The organism is Verrucosispora sp. CNZ293 (assembly GCF_002754655.1).
Map to the genome: position 1 here is coordinate 2,037,858 of NZ_PEFR01000001.1, position 14,994 is coordinate 2,052,851.

General features: G+C 71.6%; 12 protein-coding genes. 5 read left to right on the forward strand and 7 right to left on the reverse strand.

Annotated features, from left to right (window positions below; genetic code table 11):
* Positions 1 to 2,118: a glycogen debranching protein GlgX gene (glgX, locus tag CLT74_RS09325; protein WP_099846188.1), complete on the reverse strand. Its 2,118-nt coding sequence runs from the start codon at positions 2,116 to 2,118 to the stop codon at positions 1 to 3.
* A 361-nt stretch (positions 2,119 to 2,479) separates the two neighbouring features.
* On the opposite strand from glgX, the gene CLT74_RS09330 reads away from it, so the two are divergent.
* On the forward strand, positions 2,480 to 3,883 hold the full coding sequence (locus CLT74_RS09330; protein ID WP_099846189.1) for a glycosyltransferase family 4 protein: 1,404 nt from the start codon (positions 2,480 to 2,482) through the stop codon (positions 3,881 to 3,883).
* A 115-nt stretch (positions 3,884 to 3,998) separates the two neighbouring features.
* Here CLT74_RS09330 and CLT74_RS09335 read toward each other — a convergent pair whose 3' ends face one another.
* Entirely contained in the window at positions 3,999 to 4,484 is a 486-nt protein-coding gene (locus CLT74_RS09335; RefSeq protein ID WP_199172150.1) for a DinB family protein, read from the reverse strand.
* 153 nt (positions 4,485 to 4,637) lie between these two features.
* Entirely contained in the window at positions 4,638 to 5,084 is a 447-nt protein-coding gene (locus CLT74_RS09340; protein ID WP_099846190.1) for a hypothetical protein, read from the reverse strand.
* Between the two features lie 98 nt (positions 5,085 to 5,182).
* Between CLT74_RS09340 and CLT74_RS09345 the strand changes: the two genes are divergently transcribed.
* The 4 genes from CLT74_RS09345 to CLT74_RS09360 all read left to right on the forward strand — a co-directional run bounded on the left by CLT74_RS09345 (position 5,183) and on the right by CLT74_RS09360 (position 9,553).
* Positions 5,183 to 5,752 (forward strand): hypothetical protein, encoded by a 570-nt coding sequence (locus CLT74_RS09345; RefSeq protein ID WP_099846191.1) that lies wholly within the window; start codon positions 5,183 to 5,185, stop codon positions 5,750 to 5,752.
* A gap of 175 nt (positions 5,753 to 5,927) precedes the next feature.
* Entirely contained in the window at positions 5,928 to 6,584 is a 657-nt protein-coding gene (locus CLT74_RS09350) for a response regulator transcription factor (RefSeq protein ID WP_099846192.1), read from the forward strand.
* A gap of 120 nt (positions 6,585 to 6,704) precedes the next feature.
* Positions 6,705 to 8,801, forward strand: a complete 2,097-nt coding sequence (locus CLT74_RS09355) for a M14 family zinc carboxypeptidase (protein WP_486582184.1) — start codon at positions 6,705 to 6,707, stop codon at positions 8,799 to 8,801.
* A gap of 83 nt (positions 8,802 to 8,884) precedes the next feature.
* On the forward strand, positions 8,885 to 9,553 hold the full coding sequence (locus CLT74_RS09360; RefSeq protein ID WP_099846193.1) for a fasciclin domain-containing protein: 669 nt from the start codon (positions 8,885 to 8,887) through the stop codon (positions 9,551 to 9,553).
* 92 nt (positions 9,554 to 9,645) lie between these two features.
* Here the strand turns inward: CLT74_RS09360 and CLT74_RS09365 are convergent, their stop codons facing one another.
* From CLT74_RS09365 to CLT74_RS30755, 4 genes are all read right to left on the reverse strand, one after another.
* Positions 9,646 to 10,929 (reverse strand): citrate synthase, encoded by a 1,284-nt coding sequence (locus tag CLT74_RS09365; RefSeq protein WP_099846194.1) that lies wholly within the window; start codon positions 10,927 to 10,929, stop codon positions 9,646 to 9,648.
* Between the two features lie 250 nt (positions 10,930 to 11,179).
* Positions 11,180 to 13,180 carry a sulfatase-like hydrolase/transferase gene (locus tag CLT74_RS09370; RefSeq protein ID WP_486582712.1) on the reverse strand — a complete coding sequence of 667 codons (2,001 nt, stop codon included), beginning with the start codon at positions 13,178 to 13,180 and terminating at the stop codon, positions 11,180 to 11,182.
* Positions 13,181 to 13,272: 92 nt separating this feature from the next.
* On the reverse strand, positions 13,273 to 14,748 hold the full coding sequence (locus tag CLT74_RS09375; protein ID WP_099846195.1) for a class I SAM-dependent methyltransferase: 1,476 nt from the start codon (positions 14,746 to 14,748) through the stop codon (positions 13,273 to 13,275).
* 9 nt (positions 14,749 to 14,757) lie between these two features.
* On the reverse strand, positions 14,758 to 14,907 hold the full coding sequence (locus tag CLT74_RS30755) for a hypothetical protein (RefSeq protein WP_013734425.1): 150 nt from the start codon (positions 14,905 to 14,907) through the stop codon (positions 14,758 to 14,760).
* Positions 14,908 to 14,994 lie beyond the last annotated feature (87 nt).

Genomic DNA, 14,994 nt, shown 5'->3' on the forward strand with positions numbered 1-14,994 from the left:
TCAGGCCACCCTCTCCAGCACCACCAGGGAGCGGTCCGGTACGCAGAGCGTGCCGCCGGCCTCCACTGTGGTGCCCTTGTCCTGGTCCGGTTCGGCGGTGCTGATCACCAGTTCCCAGCGTTGGCCGAACTCGGCCGGCGGGAGGGTGAAGTCCAGCGGCGCGTCGTGGGCGTTGAAGCAGAGCCAGAAGGAGGCGTCGTGGTGGCGTTGGCCGTACTGGCCGCGTTCCCGGATGCCCTCGCCGTTGACGAAGAGCGCCACCGAGCGCCCGAAGTCGTTGCCCCAGTCCTCGCCGGCCATCTCCCGGCCGTCGGGGGTGTACCAGGCCAGGTCCGGTAGCGGCTCGTCGACCTCGCGGCCGTGCACCGGCAGGCCGCTGAAGAAGCGGCGGCGCTGGAACACCTGGTGCTGGCGGCGGAACTGGACGAGCCGTCGGGTGAAGTCGAGCAGGTCGGTGTCGACGTTGTCCCAGTCGATCCAGGCCAGTTCGCTGTCCTGGCAGTAGGCGTTGTTGTTGCCCCGTTGGGTGCGGCCGAGCTCGTCGCCGTGGCCGATCATCGGTACGCCCTGGGAGAGCAGCAGGGTGGCGATGAAGTTGCGGCGCTGCCGGGCGCGCAGCCCGAGGATGCCCGGGTCGTCGGTGTCGCCCTCGACACCGCAGTTCCAGGAACGGTTGTGGCTCTCCCCGTCGCGGTTGTCCTCGCCGTTGGCCTCGTTGTGCTTGTCGTTGTACGACACCAGGTCGTTGAGTGTGAACCCGTCGTGGCAGGTGACGAAGTTGATGCTGTGGAAGGGGCGGCGCCCGTCGTCCTGGTAGAGGTCGGCGGAGCCGGAGATGCGGGAGGCGAACTCGGCGAGGGTGGCCGGTTCGCCGCGCCAGAAGTCGCGGACCGTGTCCCGGTACTTGCCGTTCCACTCGGTCCACTGTGGCGGGAAGTTGCCGACCTGGTAGCCGCCGGGGCCCACATCCCATGGTTCGGCGATCAGCTTCACCCGGCTGACCACCGGGTCCTGCTGCACCACCTCGAAGAAGGTGGAGAGCCGGTCCACCTCGTAGAACTCCCGGGCCAGGGTGGCGGCCAGGTCGAAGCGGAAGCCGTCGACGTGCATCTCGGTCACCCAGTACCGCAACGAATCCATGATCAGTTGCAGCGAGTGGGGGCTGCGGACGTTGAGGCTGTTACCGGTGCCGGTGTAGTCGACGTAGTAGCGCCTGTCCTCCTCGGACAGCCGGTAGTAGCTGGGGTTGTCGACACCCTTGAAGCTCAGCGTCGGCCCGAGATGGTTGCCCTCGGCGGTGTGGTTGTAGACCACGTCGAGGATCACCTCGATGCCGGCCGCGTGCAGCGCCTTGACCATGCCCCGGAACTCCTGCACCTGCTGGCCGAGGTGACCCAGCGCAGAGTACGCGTGGTGCGGGGCGAAGAAGCCGATGGTGTTGTAACCCCAGTAGTTGCGCAGCCCCAGGTCGGTCAGCCGGTGGTCGTTGACGAACTGGTGCACCGGCATCAGCTCGATGGCGGTGATGCCGAGCCGGGTCAGGTGCTCGATCATCGGGGGTGAGGCGATGCCGGCGTACGTGCCGCGCAGCTCCTCCGGGATGCCGGGCAACCGCATGGTCAGCCCGCGTACGTGGGCCTCGTAGATGACCGAGTGGTGGTACGGGATACGCGGCGGCGCGTCGTTGCCCCAGTCGAAGTACGGGTTCACCACCACCGACTTCGGCATGAACGGCGCCGAGTCGTCGGTGTTGATCCGCTCAGGGTCTCCGTGGGTGTAGTCGTACACCGCCGGATCCCACCGCACGTCCCCGTCTATGGCCTTGGCGTACGGGTCGATCAGCAGCTTGGCCGGGTTGCAGCGCAGCCCGTTTGCCGGGTCGTACGGGCCGTGCACCCGGTAGCCGTACCGCTGGCCCGGCCCGATGCCCGGGATGTACGCGTGCCAGACGTACGCGTCGACCTCCCGCAGCTCGACCCGACGCTCGTGGCCCACGTCCCACTCGTCGAAGAGGCAGAGTTCGATCTTCTCCGCCACCTCCGAGAAGATCGCGAAGTTGGTGCCCATCCCGTCGTAGGTGGCGCCGAGGGGATACCGCTCGCCCGGCCAGACCTGCATGTCGCTCCTTCGGCCCACACGTCATGAGCTCGCTCGCACGATGAGCGCACCAACCGGGGTGAGCCGGTGATGCGCGCGGCGGTAATGCCCCGCACGGTCCACCGCCAATCCATCCGATCGGGTGAATGCCCGGTATCCGCCCGACTGAGCCGAGATGAACCCTGCGGTGTCGTCGGTCACTGAGGCCCTCTTCGAGATGCGGGATCGGCCACGATGACGTTTGCTTGTTCGCGGGCGCGTTGTCCGCGCGCCCATCAGATCCTCGCACCGCCGGCGCGTTCCCGCGTGTCCGAAACCCAACCTGCCCCTTCCGCCGCCACCGAAGCCGGCGCGTTCCTTCCTGCACGGACGGAGACTGACTGTGACCACCCTGCGGGTCGGCGGACGGACCGCCACCGCCTCGGACCGCGTCCACCGCCCCACGCTCACCTCGCGACCCCAGGTGCCGGCCCAGTCCGGCCCTACCGCCGGGTCGCAGTCCCGCCGCATCCTGATGCTGTCGTGGGAGTACCCGCCGGTGCTCGTCGGCGGCCTGGGCCGGCACGTGCACGCCCTGTCGGTGGCCCTGGCCGCCGCCGGTCACCAGGTCACGGTCGTCACCCGCCACGCCGACGGCGCCCCGCTGGAGGAGTACGTCGACGGGGTGCGCGTCGTGCGCGCCGCCGAGGACCCGGTGACCTTCCCGCTGGCCACCGGCTCGCTGCTGGCCTGGACGATGGCGTTCAACCACACCCTCACCCGGGCCGCGCTACGCGCCGCCGCCACCGGCGGCTACGACGTGATCCACGCCCACGACTGGCTCGTCGCGCACACCGCGATGACCCTGCGCGACCACCTCGACCTGCCGCTGGTCACCACCATCCACGCCACCGAGGCGGGCCGGCACCAGGGCTGGCTGCCCGAGGAGATGAACCGCACCATCCACGGGGTGGAGCACTGGCTGGGCGGCGAGTCGAACCGGGTCATCGTCTGCTCCGGTTACATGCGCGACGAGGTGACCGGTCTGTTCGGCGTGCCGACCGGCCGGGTCGACGTGGTGCCCAACGGGGTCGAGCCGCACCGCTGGCGGGTCTCCGCCGCCGCCGTGGCGAAGGCGCGGGCCCGGTTCGCCGGGGACGGCCCGCTCGTCACCTTCGCCGGCCGGCTGGTCTACGAGAAGGGTGTGCAGCACCTGATCGCCGGGCTGCCCCGACTGCGGGAGCGGCACCCGGGGCTGCGTGCGGTGATCGTCGGCGACGGCCCGTACCGGGGTGAGCTGGAGGCCCACGTGCACCGGCTCGGCCTGGCCGGCACGGTCAGCCTGCCCGGTTTCCTCGGCGGCACCGACCTGCCCGCGGTGATGGCGGCCTCGGACTGCCTCGCCGTGCCCAGCATCTACGAGCCGTTCGGCATGGTCGCCCTGGAGGGCGCCGCCGCCGGTGCGCCGCTGGCGGTCGCCGAGACCGGCGGGCTGGCCGAGATCGTCGAGCCGGGCGTCACCGGCGTGACCTTCCGGCCGCACGATCCGGACGCGCTCACCGACGCGGTGCACACCCTGCTCTCCGACGCCGACCGCGCCCGGACACTGGCCCGCCGGGCCCGCGCCATGGTGCACGACCAGTACGGCTGGGCGGCCATCGCCAGCCGCACCGCCTCGACGTACGCCTCGGCGATCGTCCAGGCGCCGACGTTCACCGCCGAACGCGCGGCGCGACAGATGGCCCACGGGCGGGCGCTACCGGCACTCCCGGAGGGCAACCTGCTCGCCGTCGCCGGACTGCGCTGACCGCTGCTTCCGTTGACGCGCTTGTCTTCGCGCTCGCAGTCGCCCCGACCCGGTCCTCGGCCGGGTCGGGGCGACTGACCGGCCGAGGGCCGGGCGGCGCTGACCGGGGTGGCGGCTATCGGGGCCCGAGGCCGGTCCGGCCGTCGAGCAGCTCGCGCGCCGCGTCGAGATGGCCCGCGTGTCGTGCGGTCTCCTCGATCATGTGCAGGACGACGCGTCGTAGGTCGGTGACCTCTTCTCCGAGCGGACCGGGGTGCCGCTCGCGTACCGGCGCGGACAGCGGCGTGGCGGCGAGGACGGCGTCGGACCGCTCGCACTGGGCGCGGTAGAACGCCAGCACCACCGACGGCGGTCGGGGTGTGGTCAGCGGGGCGTGATCGTCGTCGGGCCAGGCCACCGGGTCGGCCGAGCCGAACATGATCTCCTGGAACCAGTGCCGCTCGGCGTAGCCGAGGTGCTCCACCAGGCCCAGCGGCGTCCACCCGGAGGGCAGCACGGCGGTGGTCAGCGCTGTCACGTCGAGCCCGTCGATGATCGCGAGGACGCTGGCCCGCTGCGCCTCCAGGAACATCGACAGTGCGGTCTTCTCCCCGTCGCCCATTCCGGGCACCCCTTCCCCGTCAGCTCGTGCGCCGGTCGGACGAGCCAGCCGGATCGTCTCCGGCGATCGCGGACGGTAACAGGCACGACCGACAGCCTCCGCTCACGAACTCCGGGACCCGCCCGCCCGACGGCCTCATGGATCGGGCCCTAGCTAGTCCAGCAACCAGCGGTGCAGTTGGGTGCCGTAGGGGGTCAGCGCCAGAACCGCCGCCGCGCACCACAGGGCGGTGCCGACGGCGAGCCAGCGGAACGCCGGCCGATCGCCGACCCGCCAGGTGCGACCGAGGGACACCAGCCCGAGGAGCACAGCGACGGCGGCGACCAGCGGGATGAGCATCGCCACCACACGGCTGAGTTCGAAGACCCAGAGCAGCGGATTCCACGCCGAGTCCGGGCCCACAGGTGGCAGGGAGTCCTTCGGATCGCCCAACCGTTCCAGCCCCGGGTCCAGCAAAGCCCGAAGGTCGCCGGCACGTAGTGCCGCCGCGAGCAGCACACCGAAACTGCCGACCAGCGCGGCGGTCAGCGCAAGCAGTTGGCCCGCCAGCACCACCCGCCCGCCGAGCGAGATCGGTCGGGACTGCACCTGCTGACTCATGGGCGGCACCGTACCGCTCACCCGGCGGGTAGGGCTGTCCCTGACCCGACGGGGCCGCCGGCCGGCAGGGCGACTGGCAGCATGTGGACATGGCTGCGATGGACGGTGCGGACGTCGACCTGGCGGTGACCGAGATGGTGCGGGTGCTCAGCCCACACGTGTCCCGGGACTGGCGGGAACACCGGGCGGGGACGCTGGAGTGGAGTTGCTGGACGACGGCGGTGCACATCGCCCACGACCTGCTGGCGTACGCCGGTCAGGTCGCCGCCCGCCCGACCGACGCGTACCTGCCGTTCGACCTGGTCGTCCGGGACGACGCCGCGCCGCGCGACGTGCTCGCCGTGGTCACGGCCTGCGGACGGCTGCTGAGCAATGCGGTCGGCGCTGCGGAACCGACCGCGCGTGGCTGGCACTGGGGGCCGACCGACCCGGGTGGCTTCGCCGCGCTGGGGGTCAACGAGACGCTCGTGCACACCTGGGACATCACCCAGGGGCTCGGCATCGACTGGCGGCCACCGGCGTCGCTGTGCACGGCGGTGCTCGCCCGGCTCTTTCCGCAGGCCCCGGATGGGGATCCGGTCGACGTGCTGCTCTGGTGCACCGGCCGGGCCGAACTGCCCGGCCATCCCCGGCTCACGTCCTGGGTGCTGAAGGCCGCCGTCGGCTGACCCGCAATGTCGCAAAGCGGCGCCAGGCCGCGTCCACACGGGTCGCGCGCCCCCGCCAGACCCGTTCGGACAGTTCAATCTGTCGTTACGATCTTGTATCCGCACTGGTCAGCGTCGCTTCGCATCCGACACACTCGCAGGCATCCGACGGCGGTGAGGTCCGAGGAGGGCGCGGGTGCGGGTGCTCCTGGTGGAAGACGACCTGCGCGTCTCGGCGGGGCTCGCCTCGGCGCTCCGGCGGCGGGGGCACGACGTGGTGCAGGCGGTGACGGCCGCGGAGGCGGTCGAGGCTGATCCGGTCGACCTCGTGCTGCTCGACATGAACCTGCCCGACCGCGACGGTCTGGAGGTGTGCCGCCGGATCCGTCAGCACGACGAGGGCGTCGCGATCATCGCGGTGACCGCCCGGGACGAGGAGCACGACCGGGTGGCCGGGCTGCGGGCCGGCGCCGACGACTACGTGGTCAAGCCGTTCTCGATGGTGGAGTTGCAGGCGCGCATCGAGGCGGTGATGCGGCGTACCGCCCGTACCGTCCGGCAGGCGACCACGTTGCGGGTCGGCGTGCTGCGCATCGACGTGGACGCCCGGCGGGTGCGGGTGGGTGACCGCGAGGTCGGCCTGTCCCGCAAGGAGTTCGACCTGCTGGTGGCGTTGGCCCGGCAGGCCGGCACGGTGGTGCCCCGGGACCGGTTGCAGCTCGAGGTCTGGCAGACCACCTGGGCCACCCGGCACAACCTGGACGTCCACGTCGCGGCGCTGCGCGGCAAGCTCGACGACCCGGGTCTGGTGGAGACGGTACGCGGCGTCGGCTACCGCCTACGCGTGAGCTGACTCTCCGCTCAGTCGAGGCAACCTCAGAGCATCCTCAAGAATCCCAGCTCGCGGCCCCGTGGCCGGGCCAGGGCGGGTGTGCTGTGCGTACCCAGCCATCCCTCCTGTTTGGAGATCCCCTTGAGATACAGACGGACAACGGCCGGTGTCTTCTCCGCTCTGCTCGCCGTCACCCTCGCGGCGACCGCACAACCCGCCCAGGCCCAGCAGGCGGAGCCGAACCAGGTGCAGGGCCTCACCGTCGTCCAGGGCGACGGGTACGCGACCCTGGCCTGGACCCCTGTCGACGTGGCCACCGACTACCAGATCGAGCGCACCGCCGTCGCCGAGGACGGCAGCGCCACCGGGGCGTCGGTGATCGTCGGCGTGTGGCGACCGAACCGTCAGATCAACAACTCGGCGCCGACCTTCGCCGACGCCGGCTTCGCCCCCGGCAACCGGTTCCAGTGGCGGGTCCGCGCCCGCCTCGGCAGCACCGCGCAGCCCTACTCCGCGCCGGTCAGCGACGCCACCCGGGGCCACTGGGGCGACCCGGACACCCCGGGTCGGAGCCTGCGTACCCAGTGGGAGAACACGCTCGGCGCGCAGTACACCACCGACGTCAACGAGTACGCCTACACCGCCGCGATCGACGAGCTGAGCGACCGGGTACGCGTGGTCGAGATCGGCCGTACCGTGCAGGACCGGCCGATCAACATGTTCGTCATCGGCTACCCCACCCCACCGGCCACCCCGGAGGCGGTCGCCGCGACCAACCCGCTGGCGGTCAACTGCAACGTGCACGGCAACGAGCCAGGTGACCGCGAGGCTTGCCTGATCATGGCCCGGCAACTGGCCTTCACCGACGACCCGGCCACCCTCGGCCTGCTGTCGAAGACCACCATGCTGATCGTGCCGACCATCAACGGCGATGGCCGGGCGGCCAACAGCCGGGGCAACTCCACGGGCCAGGACCTCAACCGGGACTACTCGCTGATCCGCCAGCCGGAGACCCAGGCGTTCGTGGAGATGGTCCGCGACTACCGGCCGATCGCCAGCTACGACGGTCACGAGTACGGCAACGCCAACACCGGTGACCTGCCGATGCTGCCGCCCCGGCACCAGAACGTGGCGCAGGGGATCTTCGACCGGTCGCAGGACATGATCGAGGGCCACATGTACACCCAGGGCGCCCGGGACGGCTGGTGGGCCTGCCCGTACGGGTGCACCGGCGCCAACGTCGGGCTGAGCGAGGAGACCATCCTGCGCAACACCCTCGGGCTGAAGAACGTGGTCAACTCTCTGCTGGAGCTGCGCAGCTCGGGTGGACCGACCCGGCCGGACGAGGGCAACACCGCAAACAACCGCCGCCGCAAGACGTACTCGGCGCTGTGGACGTTCCACCAGTTCCTCGCGTACCACGGGGCGAACGTCGGCGACATCACCGCCGCCCGCGCCGAGGCGATCAGGTTCCAGTCCGCGAACACCGGCCGGATCGTCTTCCGGGGCTCGCGCCCGATCGAGGCGTACCCGGCGCCGCACCCGGGTGACACGCCGCCACCACTGGACGCCCCCGGGGATAACCAGATCCTGGAGCAGCCGCCGTGCGCGTACAAGCTCACCGAGGAGCAGTACCACGGTGCCCGTACCGACGGCCCGAGCGGCCGACAGACCACTGTGGCGCAACGGCTCACCGCGCACGGTTGGAAGGTCATCAAGGTGGCCGGTGGTTACCTCGTACCGCTGTCGCAGCCGGAGCGGGGGCTGGTGCCGCTGCTGCTCGACGAGCAGGCCGCCGAGGGCCTGGTGGCCGGGGAACGGGTCGCGCCGACGCTCACCGGTACCCGCAACGGTCCGTTGACGGTCAGCGGGGTGGCCTGCCTCGCCGGTGCCACGGTCCGGGGTCCGGTCCGGGTCCAGCCCGGCGCCACGCTCATCGTCAACGGCGGCTCGATAAGCGGTCCGGTGGACGCCAGTGGCGCGGCCGGGTTCGTGCTGACCGCCGGCACGGTCAACGGCCCGGTGAACGTCACCGGCACGACCGGCCCGGTCCTGCTGGTCGGCAACCGGATCAGCGGCCCGGTCAACGTGGTCAACAACGCGGGCGTCGCTCCGCTGCTGGCCGGCAACACCGTGAACGGTCCGCTGGGCTGCGCCGGCAACGCCGCCGCGCCGGTGAACCTGGAGGTCACCAACGCGGTCAGTGGCCCACGGTTCAACCAGTGCGCTGGCCTCTGACCCGCTGATCCCGCCCTCTCGTACCGGCAGGCCGGACCCGCGCCCGGCCTGCCGGTACACCCCGACGCAGGAGTGGAGAAACCGTGACCGACACCAACGCCGCGGCCGGACGGCCGGCGCTGCGCCGGATCCTGCCGATCACCGGCGCCGCCCTGGCCGCTGTGCTGCTCATCGGGCTCGGCAGCACGTCCGGCAAGGACAGGGGCGTGGCCGACGCCGGACCGGCCGGGGTCGCCGTGACCGGGCCGCTGTGCGATCTGCTGCCGGCCGGCAGCGAGCCGGGCAATCCGGCCTCGCTCGCCGACCAGCCCGCCGACCAGGCTCTCCAGTGGATTCCGGTCCTCACCACCTTCGAGGCGGCGGTACGCGCCACCGGCCTGGCCGAGGAGCTGACCCGGGAGGTGACCATCCTGGCCCCCACCGACGACGCGTTCGCCGGCAAGTTCTCCCGGACCAACCTCGACGAGCTGCTCCTGCGCGACACCGACGAGCTGCGTGAGTTGCTGCGCGACCACCTGGTCACCGGGGCGCGGCCGGTGGCCGACCTGGTCGCCGCCGGCACGGTGACCACTGTCGCCGGCACCAACCTGACCGTCACCGGCGTGGGGCAGGGCGCCCGCCTCGACGACCAGGCCGAGACGGTGTGCGCCGACTACCGGGCCGGCGGCGCCCGGATCCACGTCATCAACGAGGTGCTCGGCGACCTGCCCACCACCGCGGGTCAGGACGACGACGGTCATCCGGCCCACTGAACGCGTACCCGCCCCGGTCACGACGACGGCCGCCGTACCCGTGCTCCGGATGCGGCGGCCGTCGTCGTGAGGGCTGCGGTCGAGCTGCTCGGTCAGCGCTGCTCGACGGGGAGGTAGTCCCGTTCGGCGGCACCCGTGTAGACCTGCCGCGGGCGGCCGATCTTGGTCTCCGGGTCGTTGATCATCTCGCGCCACTGGGCGATCCAGCCCGGCAGCCGGCCCAGCGCGAACAGCACCGTGAACATCTTCGTCGGGAAGCCCATGGCCTTGTAGATCAGGCCGGTGTAGAAATCCACGTTCGGGTAGAGCCGCCGGGAGACGAAGAAGTCGTCGGCGAGGGCGATCTCCTCCAGCTGCATCGCGATGTCCAGCAGCGGATCCGGCTTGGCCATCCGACCGAGCACGTCCTGCGCCGCCTTCTTCACGATCGCGGCCCGCGGGTCGTAGTTCTTGTACACCCGGTGGCCGAAGCCCATCAGCTTGACGCCGTCCTCGCGGTCCTTGACCTTCCGGACGAACGACTGCACGTCGCCGCCCTCGGCCTGGATCCGCTCCAGCATCTCCAGCACCGCCTGGTTGGCGCCGCCGTGCAGCGGGCCGAACAGCGCGTTGACGCCGGCCGAGACCGAGGCGAACAGGTTGGCGTTGCTGGAGCCCACCAGCCGCACCGTCGAGGTGGAGCAGTTCTGCTCGTGGTCGGCGTGCAGCACGAAGAGCATGTCCAGCACCCGGGCGATGACCGGGTCGACCTCGTACGGCTCCGCCGGCACGCCGAACGTCATCCGCAGGAAGTTCTCCACGTAGCCCAGGGAGTTCTCCGGGTACAGCAGCGGCTGCCCGATGGCCTTCTTGTACGCGTACGAGGCGATGGTCGGCACCTTCGCCATCAGCCGGACCGTGGACATCTCCACGTGCTCGGCGTCGAACGGGTCGAGGCTGTCCTGGTAGAAGGTGGAGATGGCGCTGACAGCGGAGGAGAGCACCGCCATCGGGTGGGCCTCCCGGGGGAAGCCGTCGAAGAAGCGCCGCATCTCCTCGTGCAGCAACGAGTGCCGGCGGATCCGCTCGGTGAACTCGGTCAGCTGCTGCGTGGTCGGCAGCTCACCGTAGATCAGCAGGTACGAGACCTCCAGGAAGGAGCTCTTCTCGGCCAGCTGCTCGATGGGGTAGCCACGGTAACGCAGGATTCCCGCGTCACCGTCGATGTAGGTGATCGCGGACGAACAGGCGGCGGTGTTGACGAACCCCGGGTCGTACGTCGTCAGCCCGGTTTCCTTCAGCAGCTTGCCCACACCGATTCCGGCGGGGCCCTCGACCGCGGAATGTACCGGCATCGACAGCTGCCCGCCGGGGTGATCGAGCTTGACTTCCGTCATGTGGTTCCTCGCTTCGCCGGCAGATCTACGTTGAATTGCCTTCGCTTCTACCGTAATTGCGGTTGCGGCGACACCGCCGCTCGTGGTTCGGCGGTGAGGCATGCGTCACCCGATTCCCGACCGAAGCGCCGGGAAACCCCGACGACCGGGACGGACGGGTACGAAAGGCACACGTAGCGTGCAAGCAGGCGGGCGAAGAGAACCGTGGTCGAGGGGCGGAACTGTGCGGCCGGCCGGCCTGCCCCGCCGGTCAGGAGATCGACAGTTGCCGCAGCCCGCCGTCCTGGCCGACCAGGTACAGGTCGAGGCGGTTGGCGCCGGCTCGGAAGAGCCGGTCGTCGGCGAGCAGCGCCGCGAAGCGCCGGCCACCCGGATCGGGTGCGACCACCGGGACCACCGCCGCGACGGTGCCGTTGACGGCCACCGCCAGTTCGGTGCCGTCGGCGACGTCGTCGTCGACGGTGCCCCAGATCATGCCGGGCAGCACACCCTCGTCGGGATCGACGGCCCGGAAGGCGCCCAACCCACCGACCCGGGCGCTGCCGGCGGTGGGCACCGCGCCGACGGCGGTGCCGACCAGCCGATGCGGGGCCGCCGGTGGCGGCGCGGCCGGCACCCCGCCGCTTATCGGCATCGGTTGCGACGGCCGGTCGTAGAAGACCTTGCCCGCGTCGGTGCGGGGAGCCTGGCGGGCGGAACGACCGTCGACCCGCCAGGGCAGCCGGATCGCGGCCTCGTCAGCAATCGTCGGCAGCAGGTCGACGTGTGCCCAGTTGCGGTCGTCGACCTGCCCACCGCGCTGGCCGGGTGTCTTGACAAACAGCGGCACCCAGGCCACCTCGTCCGCGGCGGCCCGGATCGCGTCCTCACCGCGCCCCTGCACGCCCTTCGTGAAACTGACCCCGTGATCGGCGGTGACCACCACGAGCGCCTCGTCCCACAGCCCGCTGGCGCGCAGCGTACGCATGGTCTCGCCGATCAGCCGGTCGGTGTAGCCGAGCTGGGCCAGGTGCCGGGCACGGGCCAGATCCACCCAGCCGTCGCCCTCGTTGGGGAAGTCCTCCGGGGCCTCGTACCGCGCCCCGGAGGGCAGGAACGCCCACGGCGAGTGCGGCATCAGCAGGTGCAGGAAGTGCAGCGTCGGTCGCGACGACGGGGTCAGGCCGTTGAGGAAGCTGGTGAACCGGGCCGGCTGGTTGACGTTGAGGCTGTCCCAGCGGAACTTCGGGTCGGTCGGCACCGGCTCGGCGGCGTCGATGCCGGCCTCCTCAGCGGTGCGCTCGCGGTAGGAGTCCTCCGGGTCGATCCGACTGTCGTACGGTGCGGTGACCTGACGCAGCAGCCCCGCCGTCTCCCGCACCAGCACGCCGATCCCCTGTTCCGGGGTGACCGGCTGCTCGCAGCGGCTCGGTGGGCAGAGCCGGGTGATGCTCTCCTCGGCGCGGATGTCGTACAGCCCGCCGAAGGCGGTGAAGAGGTTGTCCGGGTAGTGGGAGTAGTGCGGGGCGAACGGCTCCGCCGGGTAGCGGCCGGTCAGCATCGCCGGCAGCGCGTAGGGCGTCCACCCGCTGACCCCTGTCGCGTTGCGGTACCAGGTGGAGGCGGCGGCCAGTTCGGCGAAGTGCGGGAACCGGGTCGCGTCGACGCCACCGGCGGAGTCGAGCAGGGAGACCAGCGGAAGCTCGTCGAGGATCAGCATGACCACCGGCGGGTGCCGGTTGCCGGTGGCCGTACCGGCCACGCCGCCGTCGCCGAGCGGCAGCACCACCGGCCCGGTCGGCGAGGCGAACAGGAACAGCCCGACGAAGAGCGGCGGGCCGACGGCCGCCAGGCGCAGCACCCCGCCGAGCGCCGTCCAGCGCCGGTGGGCGACGGCTGCGGCGGCGCCCGCCGCCAGCGCCACCAGCAGCAGCGGTACGCCCCGCAGCGCGGTGGTGTGCCGCCCCACCTGCACCGCCAGCGCGGCGACAAGCAGCCCGAGCAGCAGGCTGTGGATCGTCGTCCGCGTCACGGTTCCGGCCAGGCCGGACAGCAGGCCCAGCAGCCCGAGTGCCACCGTCGGCAGCACCGCGACCAGGGCCACAAGCAGCAGGATCTCGCCCCGGTCAGCCCGGTGGAACAGGAAGAAGTCCGGGCTGCGGCCGAGAATGTCCAGCAGCGGCTGGGTGACCACCAGCCCGACAAGCGCGGTGACCTCCAGCAGCCGCCGACCCTCGGCCCGCCAGCCGCCCCAGCCCCAGCTACGACGCACCGGCTCCCCGGTCGTACCGGTTGGCGCGGCCGGACCCGGCACCAGGTCGTCGCCGGAGCCGCTCGCGTCGGCTCCGGTGGTGGGGCGGTCGGTCACGGAAGCGCCACCCGGTACAGGGTGCGGGTGCCCGAGGGCAGTTCCAGCCGGTCCTCGACGGTCCCGTGGCCGGCGAGCAGCGCCTCGAAGGCGTCCCGCCGGTAGTCGGGGAAGATGCCGTCCGGCTTGTTGGCCAGCAGCCGGGCGGCCATCGGGTCGTCCGGGTGGACGAACTCCACCACCAGCCGGCCGCCGGGCGCGGCGAAGCCGGCGAGGCAGGCCACCACCTCCGGCAGCGGCACGTTGCGCCCGATCGCCAGGTGGTGCACCAGGGCCAGGGCGAGCACGGTGTCGGCCTTGGCCCGGGCGGCGAACGAGGCCCGTTCGGTGCCGCGCCAGCCACCGCCCGGTGACGGGTCGGCCAGGTCCATCACCAGCGGCAGGACGTGCCGTTCGCCCTCCCCGCGCAGGGTGCGGTACAGCCGGTCGACCACCGCCGGGTCCTGCTCGACGGCGACCACGTAGTCGGCGTGCCGGGCCGCGAGCCGGGCGTACCGTCCGTCGTTGGCACCCAGGTCGAGCACCAGCCGGCGCCGACCGGCGGCGGTCAACGCGGCGGCCACGAAACGCTCCTTGCCGGTCCGGTCGTCGCCGGAGTAGCCGCAGGTGTGCTGGTAGTCGACCCAGTGCGTGGCTGGCGGCTGATGGTCCAGGCGGCGGACGAGTTTTTCCAGCCCACGCGCGGTGGCCAGGGCCAGCTCACGGGTGTAGCCGGCGTCGCGCAACTGGGCGCGCACCTCGGCGGTGCTGGTGGCGGCGCTGCGGCGCTGCACGGAGCCGTGCAGGTGGACGTGGGTGAGCACTCCCGGCAGCAGTCGGCGGGCGCCCCGGAACAACGGTCCCATCTGTTCCGGCTCGATGCCGTCGACCTGAGCCCGCAGCCAGGGCTGGAACGCCAGCCCCAGGTGCGCGCCGAGCATCAGCGGGTAGAGCAGCGTCTGGCAGAACTGCCGGTAGCCGGCCCAGGGCTCGCCGTCGCGCAGCGGGGTGAAGGACCCGACGTCGATGAAGACCGGATCGGTGCCACGCCACTGGAGGTTGTAGGCCGAGCCGTCCTTGGTGGTGAACCCGGCCGGCAGGGCGGCCCGGAGGATCTCCAGGTGCAGCAGCGCCGCGTCGCGGAGCATGGCGAAGGACCACTCGTACGGGTGCGAGACGAACGGGACACGCTCGTGCCGCAGCACCGTCGCCCAGCTCGACGACGCCGAGCCGGTCGGCAGGTCCCGCAGCGGCGACTCCGCGGGCAACTCCTCGGTGCCACAGACCTTGCCGGTGGCGAGCAGCGGCGGGAAGAAGCTGCTGGCGGCGAGGGCACGCCAGTGGTCCGCGGCGGTCCGGTCGAGCGCGCGCAGCACGTCGTCGCCGGCGTGGAACACCCGGTTGGCCGGGTCACGGAAGGAACCGGGCTCCGGGCGTGGGTCGACGTCGAGCGGGGCCGGTCGGGTCGACCGGCCCAGGTCTGGGATCACCATCGCGTCGGGTCAGCTCTGGTCGGTCGGCTGGCGGCGGAACCGGCTGACCAGCCTGCGCCAGTAGAGCTTGGCCGCCACCGCGACCCCGGCGACACCGCCGACCACCGCCTGCACGATGAGGCTGCCGGATCCCGCGTCCAGGTAGGCCAGGTGGTTCACCGACCGCTCCTTCCCTCTGCCGTCACGACACCGACACCAACCGCCACAGCTCACATTCAGCATGAGGGCGACATAGCCGGACCTACC